The organism is Rhizobium sp. BT04, assembly GCF_030053135.1.
Taxonomy (GTDB): domain Bacteria; phylum Pseudomonadota; class Alphaproteobacteria; order Rhizobiales; family Rhizobiaceae; genus Rhizobium; species Rhizobium binxianense.
Window position 1 is genome coordinate 493,132 of sequence record NZ_CP125651.1, and the last position, 14,996, is coordinate 508,127.

15 protein-coding genes are annotated in these 14,996 nt (G+C 62.0%); 4 read left to right on the forward strand and 11 right to left on the reverse strand.

Features of this window, described 5'->3' with window-relative positions:
• The first annotated feature begins 17 nt into the window (after positions 1-17).
• Genes QMO82_RS07545 through QMO82_RS07560 form a run of 4 tightly spaced genes read left to right on the forward strand, consistent with a single transcriptional unit; the run spans position 18 to position 7,237 of the window.
• Positions 18-1,034, forward strand: coding sequence for a hypothetical protein (locus QMO82_RS07545; RefSeq protein WP_183609743.1), 1,017 nt, complete (start codon positions 18-20; stop codon positions 1,032-1,034).
• Between the two features lie 23 nt (positions 1,035-1,057).
• The gene (locus tag QMO82_RS07550; protein WP_183609742.1) at positions 1,058-2,995 is read left to right on the forward strand and encodes a flagellar biosynthesis protein FlhA; all 1,938 of its coding nucleotides are present in this window, start codon (positions 1,058-1,060) and stop codon (positions 2,993-2,995) included.
• Between the two features lie 32 nt (positions 2,996-3,027).
• Positions 3,028-6,189: a hypothetical protein gene (locus tag QMO82_RS07555; protein ID WP_183609741.1), complete on the forward strand. Its 3,162-nt coding sequence runs from the start codon at positions 3,028-3,030 to the stop codon at positions 6,187-6,189.
• 58 nt (positions 6,190-6,247) lie between these two features.
• Positions 6,248-7,237: a pectate lyase gene (locus tag QMO82_RS07560; protein WP_183609740.1), complete on the forward strand. Its 990-nt coding sequence runs from the start codon at positions 6,248-6,250 to the stop codon at positions 7,235-7,237.
• A 49-nt stretch (positions 7,238-7,286) separates the two neighbouring features.
• Here QMO82_RS07560 and QMO82_RS07565 read toward each other — a convergent pair whose 3' ends face one another.
• From QMO82_RS07565 to QMO82_RS07615, 11 genes are read right to left on the reverse strand one after another with little or no spacing between them, the layout of a single operon-like run.
• Positions 7,287-8,084, reverse strand: coding sequence for an EscU/YscU/HrcU family type III secretion system export apparatus switch protein (locus QMO82_RS07565; protein ID WP_183609739.1), 798 nt, complete (start codon positions 8,082-8,084; stop codon positions 7,287-7,289).
• Positions 8,071-8,880, reverse strand: a complete 810-nt coding sequence (locus QMO82_RS07570; RefSeq protein WP_183609738.1) for an EscT/YscT/HrcT family type III secretion system export apparatus protein — start codon at positions 8,878-8,880, stop codon at positions 8,071-8,073. Before QMO82_RS07570 ends, QMO82_RS07565 begins: the two co-directional genes overlap by 14 nt.
• A 10-nt stretch (positions 8,881-8,890) precedes the next feature.
• A complete protein-coding gene (locus QMO82_RS07575; RefSeq protein ID WP_183609737.1) occupies positions 8,891-9,160 on the reverse strand; it encodes a flagellar biosynthetic protein FliQ in 270 nt (89 codons plus the stop codon).
• A gap of 41 nt (positions 9,161-9,201) precedes the next feature.
• Positions 9,202-9,855, reverse strand: a complete 654-nt coding sequence (gene sctR / locus QMO82_RS07580) for a type III secretion system export apparatus subunit SctR (RefSeq protein WP_183609736.1) — start codon at positions 9,853-9,855, stop codon at positions 9,202-9,204.
• Positions 9,855-10,874, reverse strand: coding sequence for a type III secretion system cytoplasmic ring protein SctQ (gene sctQ, locus QMO82_RS07585; RefSeq protein ID WP_183609735.1), 1,020 nt, complete (start codon positions 10,872-10,874; stop codon positions 9,855-9,857). The genes sctR and sctQ overlap by 1 nt, the downstream gene beginning before the upstream one ends.
• Complete coding sequence (locus QMO82_RS07590; protein ID WP_183609734.1) at positions 10,871-12,190, reverse strand: FliI/YscN family ATPase; 1,320 nt, start codon at positions 12,188-12,190, stop codon at positions 10,871-10,873. The genes sctQ and QMO82_RS07590 overlap by 4 nt, the downstream gene beginning before the upstream one ends.
• Positions 12,183-12,746 carry a type III secretion system stator protein SctL gene (gene sctL, locus QMO82_RS07595; protein WP_183609733.1) on the reverse strand — a complete coding sequence of 188 codons (564 nt, stop codon included), beginning with the start codon at positions 12,744-12,746 and terminating at the stop codon, positions 12,183-12,185. Before sctL ends, QMO82_RS07590 begins: the two co-directional genes overlap by 8 nt.
• Positions 12,743-13,369, reverse strand: coding sequence for a hypothetical protein (locus QMO82_RS07600; RefSeq protein ID WP_183609732.1), 627 nt, complete (start codon positions 13,367-13,369; stop codon positions 12,743-12,745). The genes sctL and QMO82_RS07600 overlap by 4 nt, the downstream gene beginning before the upstream one ends.
• A 2-nt stretch (positions 13,370-13,371) precedes the next feature.
• On the reverse strand, positions 13,372-14,202 hold the full coding sequence (sctJ, locus tag QMO82_RS07605) for a type III secretion system inner membrane ring lipoprotein SctJ (protein WP_183609731.1): 831 nt from the start codon (positions 14,200-14,202) through the stop codon (positions 13,372-13,374).
• Positions 14,199-14,675 (reverse strand): hypothetical protein, encoded by a 477-nt coding sequence (locus QMO82_RS07610; protein WP_183609730.1) that lies wholly within the window; start codon positions 14,673-14,675, stop codon positions 14,199-14,201. The genes sctJ and QMO82_RS07610 overlap by 4 nt, the downstream gene beginning before the upstream one ends.
• 51 nt (positions 14,676-14,726) lie before the next feature.
• Positions 14,727-14,981, reverse strand: coding sequence for a hypothetical protein (locus QMO82_RS07615; protein WP_097613974.1), 255 nt, complete (start codon positions 14,979-14,981; stop codon positions 14,727-14,729).
• Between the last annotated feature and the right edge of the window lie 15 nt (positions 14,982-14,996).

The window sequence follows — 14,996 nt, forward strand, 5'->3', positions numbered from 1 at the left end:
GACCGGTTCGGGAACAGATGGCTATCGATTTAGATTTTTCCTCGCCGACATTCAAAGGCGCCGCCGGCAAAGGCACCACCGGCAAAGGCACCACCGGCAACGCGGCTGCCGATAGCAATGTGTCAGGCGGTATTGCACCACCGGCCTTGCGCATCACGCGTGCCGGGCGAAGCTCCATTCTGCCGTTGGCGACGGAGCGACAGGTGGTCGGCGGCAGCGCCGATTGCGACCTGATCATCCTCGGCGACAAGCCGGAGCCCGCCTTGGCCATATATCTGCAACGCTCGCGCGGTTCCTACACGGTGTCGTTGACCGCGCTGCGGGACGGCCTGGCAGTCGATCGCCGTTCTGTTCAGCGCGATCAGACGATTACCCTCGGGAAAAACCAGACCGTCTCTTTCGATGGCACGACATGCAGGCTCGAAGGTCTTGGCGCCGGGCGCGTGCGCTTTGCGCCGCGCCGGATCGCCGCAGCCGGCCTTCTCGCCCTGGCAGCAATGCTTTTGCTGGCCGGCCTTTACAACAGCGATGCGCCGGCGCAACAGGCGCCGCTGGTCCAGGTTTCAGCGGCACCCGAACCGGCGCCGTCATCGGCTGCGATCGCCGCCGAAATCCGCCAGGCTGTGCGCATGGCGCAGCTTTCCCCTAATTTGAGCATCGTCGCCACCGCCGACGAAATTCGCATCGGCGAGGGATCGCCTCCTCTCAGCCTGCCCGACAAGACCAAGCTGCGCGGCATCATCGCGTCGATGAGCCGCCGCAGTTCCGTCGCCATCGTCGATCTCACTGCCCTCTCCTCCGGCCTCGACGGCTTCGTTGCCGCCGCCGGCTATACGCCCGTCAGGTTCATCATCGGCTCCGACGGCCACCGCTACGAGGAAGGCGATGTCGTCCCGAGCGGCTGGCGGATAAAGGAGATCCGCAACGACCAAATGGTCGTTTCCCGCGACAGTGAGGACGATACGGTCAATTTCGCCTCCGCCGGGAATGCCGAGCCCAAGCTGGCCGAAATTTCCAGCAACGAACAAGATTAGGCGATGGCGTCGAAAGCCGGATCATGAAGGTAAGGTCATCCGCCATCGCCATGCTTGCGCAGCGCACGGACATGCTGCTTGCGGTGTTTTTCGCCTCCGTCGTGACGATGCTGGTGCTGCCGCTTCCGACAATCGTTCTGGACGTGCTGATCGCTTTCAATCTTTCCTTCGCCTTCGTGGTGCTGATCACCACGACCTATCTGAAGAGCGTTCTTGAAATCTCGACCTTTCCCGCCGTCATTCTGATCGGCACGCTGTTCCGGCTGGCCCTGACGATTTCCTCGACGCGGCTTGTGCTTGCGGATGCCGATGCCGGCGAGATCATCATGGCCTTCGGCGATTTCGTCGTCTCGGGAAACGTCGTCGTCGGCCTGATCATTTTCCTGATCGTGGCGCTGGTGCAGTTCATCGTGGTGACGAAGGGCGCCGAGCGTATCGCCGAAGTCGGCGCACGTTTCACCCTCGACGCCATGCCGGGCAAGCAACTCGCCATCGACAGCGATCTGCGTAACGGCCATATCAGCGCGGAGGCCGCCCAGAAGCGCCGGGCGCACCTCGAACAGGAGAGCCAGTTCTTCGGCGCGATGGACGGCGCGATGCGGTTCGTCAAGGGCGATGCGGTCGCCGGACTGGTGATCGTCGCCGTCAATCTCATCGGCGGCCTGGCGATCGGCATTTTCCAGAAGGGACTGAGCTTTGCCGAGGCCGCCCATCTCTATACGCTGCTGTCGATCGGCGACGGCCTGGTCTCGCAGATCCCATCCATCCTCATGGCTGTCTCCGCCGGCATCGTCGTGACCCGCGTGTCCGACGACGGCAACGGCAGCCTCGGCAGCGATATCGGCCGCGAACTCTTCCGGGAACCGCGCGCATTGGCGATTGCGGCAGTGCTGACGATATGCGCGGGCTTCGTTCCCGGATTCCCGACGAGCGTGCTCGGCGCGATCGGCCTGTGCCTGGCGGGCCTTGCCTTCGTGGTTCATCGCCGGCGCACAGGCCAGCCTGCAGCCGGAGCGGCGAATGCGATGGAAAGCGCCAAATCCTATCCGCTCGACAGGACGAAATATGGCGATCCCGTCGTCGCCACCGTCTCCATGGAAACGCTGGCGCGGCTCGAGGCCATGAGGCTCGGCGAGATGTTGGACGGGCGTATCCGCATGGCGGCGCGCGCCGTTGGCGTCTCCGTGACGGTGCCGACATTCAACGCCGATCCTCGCATGGCCGAGGATCTCATCCATCTTCAGGTCGAAAACGTCCCTGCCGGGCTCATCAGGTGCGGCCCTGAACGATCGGACGAACAGATTGCCGACGACATCGTGCGCATCGTCCGCCGGCATATCGGCGCGCTTTTCAGTGTCGATGACGCCGCGCAATGGCTGGGCAGCCTCGAACCGCGTCTCGGTAAGCTGGCGATCGATGTCGCCACCCAGATCCCGCTGATGCTGACGGTCGCGGTCGTCCGGCGGCTGCTGGATTCCGGCGTGACGCTTTCCCAGCCGCGCGGACTTCTGGAAGTGATGCTGCACGCCGGCACCGATCATGAGCCGGATGCCCTGGCCGAAAAGGCGCGTTGGGCGCTTTCCAAGCAGATCGCCTTCGGGCTTCTCGACCGGCGCGGACTGCTGCCGGTACTTATGCTTCCCTCCGACTGGGAACATTTCATCCGGTCCTATGGAGAGACGGGCCGAACGGCGGACAAGATCGAGATCGGCGAAAAATTGCGTCTTCTCGCCGAGGAAACCAGAGCTGCCTTGGCCGACGCCAATGAGCGCGGGCTCGATCCCGTCATTATCATGCCGGGCGAGCTTCGGCTTCTCACCCAGGCGCTGATGATCCGCCACAACTGCCGCATTCCGGTGTTGGCGGTGGAGGAAATCGACAGGGATATCGCGATCGAAACCGTCGGAGAGGTCGGACAATTCCAGAACTCTGCCGGATCAAAACGAAAGTCGAGCTCATAGCAGTCTAGTCCAGCCCAAGAGGGGAAATCGAAATGGTGGACTCCGTCTCCAGTGCTTTATATCCGGGCTTCCTCAAGGAGGACATGTCTGCGATCAACAGTCTTCAGGACGAGGCCTCGAAGCGTCTCGTCGATGAGTTCAAGAATGCCGACCGTAGCTTCGAAAGCGTCGATGTCGCCAAGAAACCGTCAAACTATACGGCGGAGCAGAAACTCATCATGCTGCTCGACCTCCTGCAGTCCAAGGCAAATTACGGCGGATATCAGGAAGCCCTTCGCGAGCATTACTCCTGGTATGGAGCCGATGCGGCAACCACGTCCCGGGTCGTTCTTCGGACCAATGATGAAATCAAGGCCGATTTCGAAAGGGCGATCAACGCGCTGGAAGCCGACAAGGATGTTCGGACGGAGCTGAGCCAACGCCTGTTCAAGGAAATCAGGGAAATGTTCGCGGAGGGCCAGCACCCGGAAGCCTACGCGACATTCAAGCAGCATTTCGAGGACAATGTCGTCAGCGGTAAAATGCTGACGGATGAACTGGCAGCCGGCACGTCCCTCAAGGATGTGGTCAACAACTATTCCGCTGCCACATACTTCTACTCGCAAATTTTGTCCGACGTCGATTTCAAGGCGAAATCAGCCGAGGCCCGGAAGAACTACTCCGACTTCCTGCAGGCCAACATCCTCGACAATGTTTCCGTACCGACCGCCATTGACGGACTGCTGACCAGCACGTCGGCGGACGGCACCGCTCTCGACAAGATTCCCGGCCTTGGCAGCGTCCTGCCGACGGTTCCGGATAGCGCGCTGGCGACCACCGTGTTTGGCGATGGTCTTTACGATAGCAACCTGATGCAGGGGCTATCCGACAGGATGGACCTATTCGAGCCGACGGTGAAGCTGCTCGCCAATCAGATGTTTGGCGACAACAAGGACGCCGTCGACGCCTTTACCGCCGAGGCCATGAAGCTTCTGCCCGTCTTGTGGGAGAAGATGGCCAAGGGGGAAATGTCCGAAGCCGACTTCCAGGGGAATTTTGAACGGCTTCTACACGGAATCTCCATCCCGTCAGGTGTCGATGCCGGCGATTACAAGGCGAGCATCGAGGAAGCGGTCATAGCTCTCATTCAGGGCGGGGCGCTCGTCTCCCAGACGCAGCCGGCAAATGTCGAGCAGCCGCTCGTGGTGCGAGTCGCCGACGGCAAATTCGTTCGCCAGTCCGGCCTGAATACCTATACCGACGATGAAATCTCGGCGATGATCGCCGCTGCGACAGGTTTGGCCGGCCGCTCGCGTGCCGATATGAATGCCCGCAGCAGCGAAAGTCGCTACGATGCCGATCCCGCACATACGGCGACGATCGACCGGACGCTGTTCGGCGCCGAAAATCATGCTTGGGACGGCGCGGTCACGCAGGCCTTCGGCTTCGACAGTGTGAAAACCGCTGCCGGCAAACTGACCGACTTGGTCAAGGATCGCGCGCCGGATCTGACGGTGATCGATCCGAATCCTGTAAGAGGAAGCTACGGCTTCGACAGTGTCTTGCCGACAGTGACCGACAGCGGGCTTGCGGCGACGGTTTTCGGCGACAATCTCTACAACGGCGGCCTGATGCAATGGCTCTCGGGCAAGATGGAGCTTTTCGAACCGACCGTAAAACTCCTAGCCAACCAATTGTTCGGCGATGACAAGACCGCTGCCGACGCCTTCTCCGCCAAGGTGATGGAGATCCTGCCCACGCTTTGGAGCAGGATGGCGAGCGGGGAGATCTCCGCAGCGGATCTGGAAAGAAATATCGGCCAGCTTCTTTCCGGGGCGGACATTCCGACCGGCGTAAACGCGGCTGAGTTTACCGCGGCCGTCAAGGATGCCGTTCTCGCCCTTGTCAACGGCGGCGCAGTGGTTTCACAGACCCAGCCGTCGACGGTCGACCAGCCGCTGGTGGCGCGGGGTCCTGATGGAAAATTCGTCCGGCAATCCGGTCTCAATACCTATAGCGACAACGAAATTTCCGCGATGATCGCGGCTGCGACCGGGCTTGCAGGACGCTCGATCACCGACACGCGCACGCATGATCCGCAAAGCGGGGACGCGACGGTCGATAGCAAGATGTTCGGGGTCCAGGATCACGCCTGGGACAGGTCCATGCTCGACGCCTTCTCTTTCAAGGACGTTGGAACCGCTTCGACGAAGCTGACGGACTATGTCGCAAACAATGCGGGCGACCTCGAAGTCACGTCTCCCAAGGCCGTCGCCAGCCTCAGCCCGAATTCCAGCGCCGACAAACTGGCGGCAATCTTCGGTCCGGCGCTTTCGGTCATGGCTGGCCAGTTGTTCGCAAACAATCTGCCGGCGCAGCAGCAGTTCCAGATCAACGTGATGTCGATCGTGACCTCCCTTTGGGGTATCGGCAAACCCGGTGGTGATCTGGACACCAATTTAAAACTGTTGCGGCAAAAGCTGGAAGTAGAGGTTACGCCTCCGCCCGGCGTGGAAAAGAATAAATATTTCGATGCATTGATGGACGCGGCAAATGCCCTGGTGAACGGCGCCGTCGTCGCCTATCGCTCAGGAACCGGGCGTAACAACAGTCCGGACGCGCTTGCGGCGACCGTTCTTTACGGCACGTCCGTCGCATCGAAGGTTCTGAGCGGAACCGGCCATTTCCTTTCGACCATCGAAGACATCGGCAAAATGTTCGGCAACGGTGCGGCCTGGCACGCGCAGGCATCGACGATGTTTGCTGCAGATACGCTGAAGATGGCCGCAACGACGATCGGCGCAGCTGTGGGGGTCGCATGGATCGGGCTCGACCTTTACTGGACGATCACCGCCGGACTGAAGGGCGCCGACGGAATAGAGCTGTCGATGTACTCAATTGCGACGATCGCCGATTCCATCGTTGGTATCGGCGGCGTCATCAGTGCGGCATCCAAGGCGCTGCAGTTTGCGATCCCGGAGCTTTCGGGCGCCTTGTCCTTTTCAACCTCCTTCAGCGCCGTCCTTGGCGTTGCCGGTCTTGTGTCGAATTTGGCTTGGTTGGGAATTGTCGCCTACCAGGACATTAAGGAAGACCGCGAATTCGATAAGCTCACCAATAGGATGAGCGACCAGACGGAGCGTCTTCTCGACGACCCGATCCTGTTCAATGGTCCGCGCCCGCCCGTCAATCCGCCGGACTGGTCTCCGTGGTGAAGCCGACCTCGAATTTCAGAACATGTGAAGCAGAAGAAACCAGCAGGGGATGAATGCAATGTATGGCGTAGATGGACAGAGGCCCATAGACTTCGACAGAACCTCCCGTTTCGACCTCGAATCCGGCTGTCATGGCGGCGGCAACAAGATCGATATCGGCTCCAACCGCACCCACACCACGGATTTCACCACCAGCCAGACCCGCAAGACCTCACCCTTCGACGATTTTTCCGGCAACCCGTCGATGCTGACCTCCTATGTGCCGAAGTCTCGGGAGACGCCGGAAAGCGGCACGGATTCCGATCTCAAGGATGTGCTGCGCAAGCTCATCAACTGGCTGTCCGACTCCAAGAAGTCGGACAATACGGACGGCACTTCTTCCCCTGACGAGATCTCCGGCCACAAGACGGAAAACAATGCCGAGAAGCAGACCAAGAGCTCGGAGACCACGACGGAAAAGTCCGATCTCTCCGGAGAAGGCGACGTCATCGTCGTCAACGAGCCGATCATCGTGGATGGAGGTGTGTTCGACGGCAAGGGCGCGACCTATACGGCCTCTTCCAAGCTTGGCGATGGCGGCCAGTCCGAAACCCAATCGCCGATCTTCATTCTCAGGAACGGCGCGACGCTCAAGAATGTCAATCTCGGCGAGAATGGCGCCGACGGCATCCACGTCTATGGCGGCGCGACCCTCGAAAACGTAAATTGGCAAAATGTCGGCGAGGATGCGCTGACGGTGAAAAGCGCGGGCGACGTAACCGTTATCGGCGGCTCTGCCAAGGGCGCGACCGACAAGATCTTCCAGATCAATGCCGACACGACGTTCTATCTGAAGGATTTCGTCGCAGACGGCTTCACCACGCTCGTGCGCACCAATGGCGGCAAGCAGATCGACGCCGACGTCACCATCGACGGCGGCGCGTTCTCCAACGGCAGCAACGTCTTCCGCACCGACAGCTCGCTTGCCAGCGTGAGGTTCCTGTCCGATATCACGCTGGACAATGTGAAGAACTGGACGCGTGTGGGTGACAAGCAGTCAGGCGTCTGAGACGCCCGGTTATAACGTGAAGATCGAGCGGGCACCTCAAGCTTCCGCTTTATCGCCGGCCCGGCCCTTCCTTGCGCGGCGGGCTGCTGCGCATTTCCGCGCCGATCTGTCTGCGCGCCGACTTCAGCTTCGGATCGCCCTGGGTGTCCTTGTATTCGCGCCGCGCTTCGGTCTTGGTCATACGATGCTCGTGCCTGAACAGTGCGCGCGAAATGCGGATATCGAAAAAGGCAGCCGCGACCATGATGCCGGCGGCGATGACGAGGATCGAGCCAAGCAGATGAGCTGTGGTGGATAGCGAACATGCCTCTCCGCAAAGGGGTGCCCAGAAAATGCCGTTGAGGAAATAGAGGATCGCACCGCCGCCGGCAGCGGCAAGCAAGACAAACTTGACGAGCCCCTTGAGGAACTCGGCGATGCTGGCGAGCGAAAAAAGCCGCTTGATGCCGTCGAACGGATTGAGACGGGTGAAATCGAAGCTCATATGCTTGAACGAAACAGGAAAGCCTTGCGCGTCGAGGATCGAGACCACGATGGTCGCGGCAAGCCCCATCGCCAGCGGCAGCCAGATGAGGTCGAGCAGCGCCACGCCGGTTTTGCTCAAGCCGACGGTAACGGCGTCGGAGAGATCGGCCCGGGCGGCGGACTGCAGGCCGGCATCGAAACTGCGGGCGAAGTCTTCGAGGATGCCCGGCAATTCCCAGGTGACATAGACCGCGATGGCGAGGACGGAGATCGCAACCGGGATTTCCTTCGAGCGCGGAACCTGGCCCTCGCGCCGGAGCCGATCGAGCTTCACCCGGCTCGGCGGCAGGGTTTTTTCCTCGGTATCGTCATTTTTGGCCATGGGTCACCTCCAGCATGGCTTTCACCTCGTTGAATCCATCGACCCAGAGATCGTGGAAATAGCTGGAGATGAAGGCCGTGTAGATGACGAGAATGACCATGACCGCGAAGTTTTTGATGGCGGGCAGGCTGTCGTTCAACGGGAACTGTTTGGACGAGCGGCCGACGAAGGCCAGCGAAAATTCGAGCGCGCAGGTGACGATCATAAACGGGGCGGCAAGCAAGCCGGCCGCCTTGAAGAGCCGGCCGAAAACACCGAGGATCATGTCGAGCGGGTCGTCAGGCATGGCCGGCGTCAGCGTGAAGAGCGGCCAGAGCTCGAAGGATTTGTAGAAAATCGCGACCAGATCGATGATGCCGCCGGCGCTGACGAAAATCACCAGAGCAATCGACATCATCAGTGAACCGAGCGGCGCGGTTTCCAGCGCGTTGATCTGGTCGAAGAGATTGGCGGCATTGGCGCCGCGATAGACATCGGTCATGTCGCCCGCCGCCTGGGCGGCCCAGAAGGGGATGCCGAGCCCCATGCCGATGAGCGCCCCGAAGCAGAGTTCCTTGATCGAGAGAGCGGCGAGATCGAACCAGGACGTATCCCCGAGAGCCAGCACCGAATAGGCGAAGGCGACGGAGGGCGCCGAAAGGCCGATCGCAAGGCCGAAACGCAGAATGCCGACGATGCTGAACAGCGAGAAGATCGGGAAGATCAGCAGGATCCCGAGCGCGCGGGCAGCACCCAGCATCGCCGCGGCAGGTGCCGCGACCTCGATGCCGACGAGCGGAAGATGATCCGGCCCCATCCGCCTCGCCTCACTGAACCATGGTCGGGAAGTCGTTGAGGATATGAACGGAATGTTCGATCAGCGGCGTTGCCAGCACCCGGCCGAACAGCAACAGGGTGATGGAGATCACGAAAATCTTGACGATTTGCGCGATGGTCTGTTCCTGGATCTGCGTTGCGGCCTGGAAAATGGCGATGACGAGGCCGAGAAGCGCCGCTAGGCCCAGAATGGGGCCGGCCAAGGCGAACGTCGCCATGACAGACATGCCGATTTCGGCTGAGACCTGATCCTCACCCATGACGGCAAGCCTTTCCCGGTGCTGGCGTGAAGGCGGAATGCTCACTGCGCATAGGACAGCACCAGACCTTCCAGCAATCGCCGCCAGCCATCGATCGAGACGAACAGCAGCAGCTTGAGCGGTGTGGAAACGACGGTCGGGGACATCATCTGCATGCCGAGCGCCACGAGGATGGCGGAGACGGCGAAGTCGATCATCAGAAAGGGCAGATAGATCAGAAATCCGATTTCGAACGCCCGCGTCAGTTCCGAAACGAGGAAGCTCGGCGTCAGCACGGTGATGTCGTCGGAGGCAATGGGGGTAACCGGCGCGTTCGCCCAGATCTTCTGCGAGGCCTGCACGAAAAAGTCGCGGACCTCGGCATCGGAAAACTTCAGCATGAAATCCTTGAGCGGGGCGGCCACCTTGACCACACCGTCCGCCATGCCGCCGATCGTGCCGAAATCGCCGCTATGGGCCAGCAGCAATTGCCAGCTGCTTTGCAGCACCGGGTTCATCACGAATGCCGAGAGCACGATGGCGATGGCGAAGACCAGGAGATTCGGCGGCGTCTGCTGGATGCCGATCGCATTGCGCACGATCAGCAGGACCACCGAAATCTTGGTGAAGGACGTCGCGATCACGGCGATAACCGGCAGCATCGAGATCGCCGCCATCGCCACGAGGCTCTGGGCAAGAGGAAAGGTCTGTTCCATCAGTCGTGCAGCGCCGTGACGCGAACGGCGCTCAATCCATCCACGGAGATGATTTCACCCCGTCCGATGACGCGGCCCTGGGCGATGATATCGACGGCATCCGACAATGGCCTGTCGAGGTGGAACACATAACCTTCGCCGATCGTCTCGAGCGTCCGCAGCGGCAGCTCCAGCCGCCCGGCATCGAAGACCAGCTTGATCGGGATGCTGTCGACAGGCGACGGACGCGGCTCGCCCTGCAATTCCTGATCGACGGTTTCATTCGTCATGAAATGCCTCATTGGTCCGGTTGGCGTCGACAGGAGCGGTTCGGCGAGGACCGCGCCTTTGTCCGATCGCATGCAGGTTGCAAGGTAACGTTCACCGGTGACCGCGATGACGGTCGCTGTCGCCGCCCCGTCGATGACGATGCCGTCACCCAGTCGCAGGGATTTGATCTCACCGACCGACAGCACGGCATAACCGCGCCGGATGCTGACCGTCGTCGTCAGGGAATCGAGGGTGCGGCGCGGCAGGCAGCTCGCCCAGCCGACCAGCCCGCCAAGAAAAGTCTCGTCGAAGCGGCCGCTCAAGGGCAGACTGATGCCGTTCCAGCCGATTTCGAAGCCGAAATTGCCGGCGAAATCCGGTTCCGGTTCGGCGCCGATCTGCAACAGCGAAAGGCCGATGCCGATCCTGTTCTCGACGGCCTCGAAGGCCTCGGCGAACCGATGTTCGATCACTGCGGCCTTTTCATGCGGCGACAGTTTTTCCCACAGGAGCAGCGGTTCCAGCCTTTCGGCCAACAACCGCAGCGCTCCGGCCGAAGCGACCAGCATCTGCTCCCGCTCGCCGATACGGCAGAGAACAGCGACCGGATCGGCGATCCGCCCGGCCGCGATATCGGGGGACAGAGGGCGAATGGAAAGGGGTTGCTCCCGGAGCGGAATGTGCCAGGCGGCCCGCATCATCGTGCCGGAACGGGAAAAGAAGCTCTCGGCCATCGATGACCGGGGCCATGCGGACGCAACGATATTCATCGGACAAGCTCCTCGAGCGTTTCGACGATGGCGCCGAACGGCTGCGGCTTGCCCTTCCCGTCAAACAGGAAGCGCTGAATGAGGCCGTGTTTGGCGACGGCTTCGTCGACGGCGGCATCGCGCCCTTGGCGATATTCGCCGACGCGGATCAGCAACTCCACCTCGTCATAGAGGGCAAGCAGGCCGCGCAGCCTGTCGGCTGCCTGGCGATGGCTCCGGCTCACCACCGCGCTCATCGTCCGGCTTCGGCTGGCCAGCACGTCGATCGCCGGAAAATTGCCCGCCCTGGCGATCTTGTCTGAGAGCACGATGTGGCCATCCAGCAGCGATCTGGTTTCTTCGGCGATCGGATCGTCCTGCTCTTCGCCTTCGACGAGGACCGTGTAGAAAGCCGTCATTGTGCCTTTTGCACTGTTTCCGGCCCGCTCGAAGATTTGCGGCAGGACGGCGAAGACAGAGGGCGGAAAGCCACGCCGCACCGGCGGTTCGCCGGCCGCCAGCCCCACTTCGCGCAAGGCGCGGGCCATGCGGGTGACGCTGTCGATGACGAGCAGCACATGTTTTCCCTGCTCGCGAAAATGCTCGGCGATCGCCGTTGCCGTCATCACCGCCTTGAAGCGCTCCAGCGCCGGGCGATCCGATGTGGCGACGACCAGCGCCACATTCGACGGAACGCTTTCGGGCATGTTGCCGGCAACGAATTCACCGACTTCGCGTCCGCGTTCGCCGACCAGGGCGCAGACGATCACATCGGCATTGCTGTTGGCGATGATCTCAGACACCAGCGTCGACTTGCCGGCGCCAGGCGCACCGAAAATACCGATGCGCTGGCCCTGCCCGCAGGTCAGCAACCCGTCCAGGGCAGCAATTCCCGACGTAAACGGCTGCCGGATGGGGCGGCGCGACAGGGGATCGACCGGCTGGCCATGGAGCGGCTGCAGGAAGCGGGCGTCGTCGCCGGCGGGGTTGGCGGAAGGACGCAGGACATTGCCGTGCGCGTCGATGATCGCGCCGAGCAGGAAATTGCCGACGGAAATGGTCGGCTCCCGGCCGGTCGGAACGACTTCCGTGCGCTGGGAGATGCCGCGGGTTTCGCCGTGAAGCGACAGAAGCGCCGTCTCGCCGTCGATGCCGACGACATCGCCAAGGCCGATGCGCCCTCTGCCCGGCTCATGCAGTTCACAAAGCTCGCCGATCCGCACCGAAGGAATGACCGCCCGCACCAGCAAGCCCGAAACACTTTTCACGCGGCCGCTCTGCCGCCGCACGTCCGTCTGTTCGAGTGTCCGCTCCATCCGAAGCAACGCGTCAACCATGGACGAGGGCCTCGATCACGGCGGCGAGCTGGTCCTTCAGGCCGATCTGGCTTCGTCCCGCCGACGTCTCCAGGACGATCTCGCCTGAAGACATCAGTGGATCCGCTTCGATGGTGATGCGATGATCGAGATCCGCGATCGCCCGGGCCATCATGGCGGCATCTTCGGGGGCGACGTGCAGCGCGATCTCCTCGGCCCCGGCGGTCTGGGAAATGGCGTGACGGACCAATCGCCTCGTCCGCTCGTCGGCCTCCATCGATCCGAGGATCAATCCGACCGACTTCAGAACCACCGTCTCGATCCAGCCGTCGAGATTGGAAATTTCCTGTTCGGCTTTTCCGAGCGAGGCGGCAAGCCGCGCGGCGGCGTCACGAACGCCCTGCTCGAATCCGGCGCGGTAGCCGTGTTGGGCGGCCTGCTCGCCGGCGGCTGCCAATGTCGCCTGGGACTGGGCGGCGTCCTGGCGGGCGGCCGCCAGAATCTGCGCTGCCTCCCTGATCTGACCGAAGTTTTCTGCCGGAATGATGCGGTCGTGGCCTGCGAATACCGAGCTCATCGTCCGGCGCCTTCCTGTATGGCGACCTCGCTGACGGCAGCCGCCGCCAGGGCGAGCGCCGGGCTTTTCAGGAGGGAGGCCGAACCGTCTTCGGCCATGTCGCGCCAGCCCGCCGACCGCCAGGCCGCGGAGATCCGATATTCGTCTGCCAGAAGCGCCAGCATGGACCAGCCATCGGCCTCGACAACACGGCTTGCCTCTTGGCTCAGCAGATCGAGCGGCGGCGTTGCCGTGCAAAGGTGGGCGTGGCCGAGAGCGAATGCGACCGCTTGCTCGCCGTAGGCAGCCTTGAGTTTGGCAAGGGTCGGGCGATCGACCGCGGGACAGAAGGCTGCGAGATGATAGGCGAGGCCCGCCCGGAGTGCTGCCTTTGCGCGTTCGCCCGCGCTCATGGAAATCAGGCGGCGGACGCCGTCGGGAAAGGTGGCGGGATCGCCATGGGCTTCCGCGATCGCAGTGAAAAGCCGCCGATGCAGCCGAGGCGACAGAGACGCCCCACCAGCAAAGAGCGGCCCGATCTCACCCCATCGGGCGGCCGTCGGGATATCCGCGGAGAGCAGCGCTGCCTTGCGGAGCTTTGCCGCATTCGAGATCGCCTCGCCGTCGGAACGCGGCGCGCGCATGCTCAGCGCTCCTTCCGCTGCGGCAATAGCAGCAGCAGGCATGCGCCGATAGCGAGGATGATGGCGCCGATCACCGCCAGATTGGGCCCTTTGACAGCCGAGAGGGCAGTTTGCACCATCGAGAGCGGCGCGGCGGCGGGTGCTGATGTCACGGTTACTGCCGGCACGGGCGCTGCCGTTGCCGTCGGAGCCGGCTGCGCACCGACCTCCGACCAGGGGCTGACCACCACCGAGACATCCTCATAGGAGAGGTCGCGGATGCTGTTGACCAGAACGGATCGGCTTTTCATGTCGATCTCGTTGAGATTGGCGCCGGGTCGATATTGCAGCACCGCTGCGGCCCTCGCCTTCTCCTTGATGAGCCCGCGACCATTCTCCTCCGGCAGCACCACATGGACGCGCGCCGAAGCAATACCATCGAGCCCCGAAAGCGTTTCCGCGAGCTGCTGCTCGATAGCGTAGCTCATCCGGGCTTTCTGTTCGTAGGGCGTCACCAGGAAGCCGTTGCCGGGAAAGAGTTCGGCGACATTTCCGAACGACCGGCGCGGCAGGCCGGCGCCCGCCAGCAGTTCGATCGCCCGGGCGTGATCAGCGGAATCGGCGGTGATCGCATATGTCCCGCCCTTTTCGCTCTTCATGGCGACGGAGATCCCCGCGCGTTCGAGCAGGACCTGGGCATCCAGCGCATCGCGCTGGTCGAGCCCCGTCAGCACGTCCTGGCTGCAGGCGGCAAGGAACAGACAGAGGGCGAGCATGGCGGTCTTTGGAAGGACCTTGCGCGCGGTCGAAGAGATCGAGGATCTTGCATGGGTCGATGCAGTCATGATGCTCACTGGCCTTGCGTCAGCCGTTTGGACGACGACATCACCGACTGGGTGAGCGACGACAGCAGCGTCGTGCCGGTGGCGAATTGCTGTGATTTCTCCAGCCGGTCGATCGATGTGGCGATATCCTCGATCTTCGTGCCGCTGTGCCCCTTATCCCCCGCAAATCGCACGAGCGGCGCCTCCGGCTGGCCGCTTCCGGCCACGGGCATGAAGAATGCCGACAGCCGGTCGAGAATACTGGACGGCCTCGTATTGCCTTCCGGCGAATAGGATGGCGCGATGGCATCGGATTCAGGCGCGATCTTGCGGCCCTGGGTATTCGGAATTGATGCGAATTCGCTCGGTCTGATGCCGACGAGATCCGTCGGCGGCCGCCCGATCCGCTCCGCCACGATCTCCGCGGTCTTCAGGACATTGCCTGTCGATACACCATCAACGGGCGGCGTAAAGGCGCGGCCGGAAAGTTCTTCTCCACTCATTGCAATTCCTCAACTCGGTACACGTCAACTGCAAACGATGAACGGAAAATGCTACTCGTCGCTGCCTTCGTCGATCGCCTCCTTGGCGAAATTGAAAAGCGAATTGTTCAGCATCAGGGTGTTGGAAATCATGCTCGGCAGAAACGCGTCCACGGCCGCCGAGAGAACCTCGCTCTCGCTGTTCGGATCGACCTTTTTCGTCGTGCTGCCGGTGCTCGTGGGATCTTTCTTGTCGATCGTCAGCTCGACGGAGACGGGATTGGCAGGCGCCAGGTTCAGGTCGGAATTCACTGCATCTACGGCCATATGAGCACTTCCATC

Excerpts from the sequence above, each read along its gene's own strand:
- QMO82_RS07545 (WP_183609743.1), top strand. The coding sequence starts at position 18 with ATGGCTATCGATTTAGATTTTTCCTCGCCGACATTCAAAGGCGCCGCC.
- QMO82_RS07550 (WP_183609742.1), top strand. The coding sequence starts at position 1,058 with ATGAAGGTAAGGTCATCCGCCATCGCCATGCTTGCGCAGCGCACGGAC.
- QMO82_RS07555 (WP_183609741.1), top strand. The coding sequence starts at position 3,028 with ATGGTGGACTCCGTCTCCAGTGCTTTATATCCGGGCTTCCTCAAGGAG.
- QMO82_RS07560 (WP_183609740.1), top strand. The coding sequence starts at position 6,248 with ATGTATGGCGTAGATGGACAGAGGCCCATAGACTTCGACAGAACCTCC.
- QMO82_RS07565 (WP_183609739.1), bottom strand. The coding sequence starts at position 8,084 with ATGGCCAAAAATGACGATACCGAGGAAAAAACCCTGCCGCCGAGCCGG.
- QMO82_RS07570 (WP_183609738.1), bottom strand. The coding sequence starts at position 8,880 with ATGGGGCCGGATCATCTTCCGCTCGTCGGCATCGAGGTCGCGGCACCT.
- QMO82_RS07575 (WP_183609737.1), bottom strand. The coding sequence starts at position 9,160 with ATGGGTGAGGATCAGGTCTCAGCCGAAATCGGCATGTCTGTCATGGCG.
- sctR (WP_183609736.1), bottom strand. The coding sequence starts at position 9,855 with ATGGAACAGACCTTTCCTCTTGCCCAGAGCCTCGTGGCGATGGCGGCG.
- sctQ (WP_183609735.1), bottom strand. The coding sequence starts at position 10,874 with ATGAATATCGTTGCGTCCGCATGGCCCCGGTCATCGATGGCCGAGAGC.
- QMO82_RS07590 (WP_183609734.1), bottom strand. The coding sequence starts at position 12,190 with ATGGTTGACGCGTTGCTTCGGATGGAGCGGACACTCGAACAGACGGAC.
- sctL (WP_183609733.1), bottom strand. The coding sequence starts at position 12,746 with ATGAGCTCGGTATTCGCAGGCCACGACCGCATCATTCCGGCAGAAAAC.
- QMO82_RS07600 (WP_183609732.1), bottom strand. The coding sequence starts at position 13,369 with ATGCGCGCGCCGCGTTCCGACGGCGAGGCGATCTCGAATGCGGCAAAG.
- QMO82_RS07610 (WP_183609730.1), bottom strand. The coding sequence starts at position 14,675 with ATGAGTGGAGAAGAACTTTCCGGCCGCGCCTTTACGCCGCCCGTTGAT.
- QMO82_RS07615 (WP_097613974.1), bottom strand. The coding sequence starts at position 14,981 with ATGGCCGTAGATGCAGTGAATTCCGACCTGAACCTGGCGCCTGCCAAT.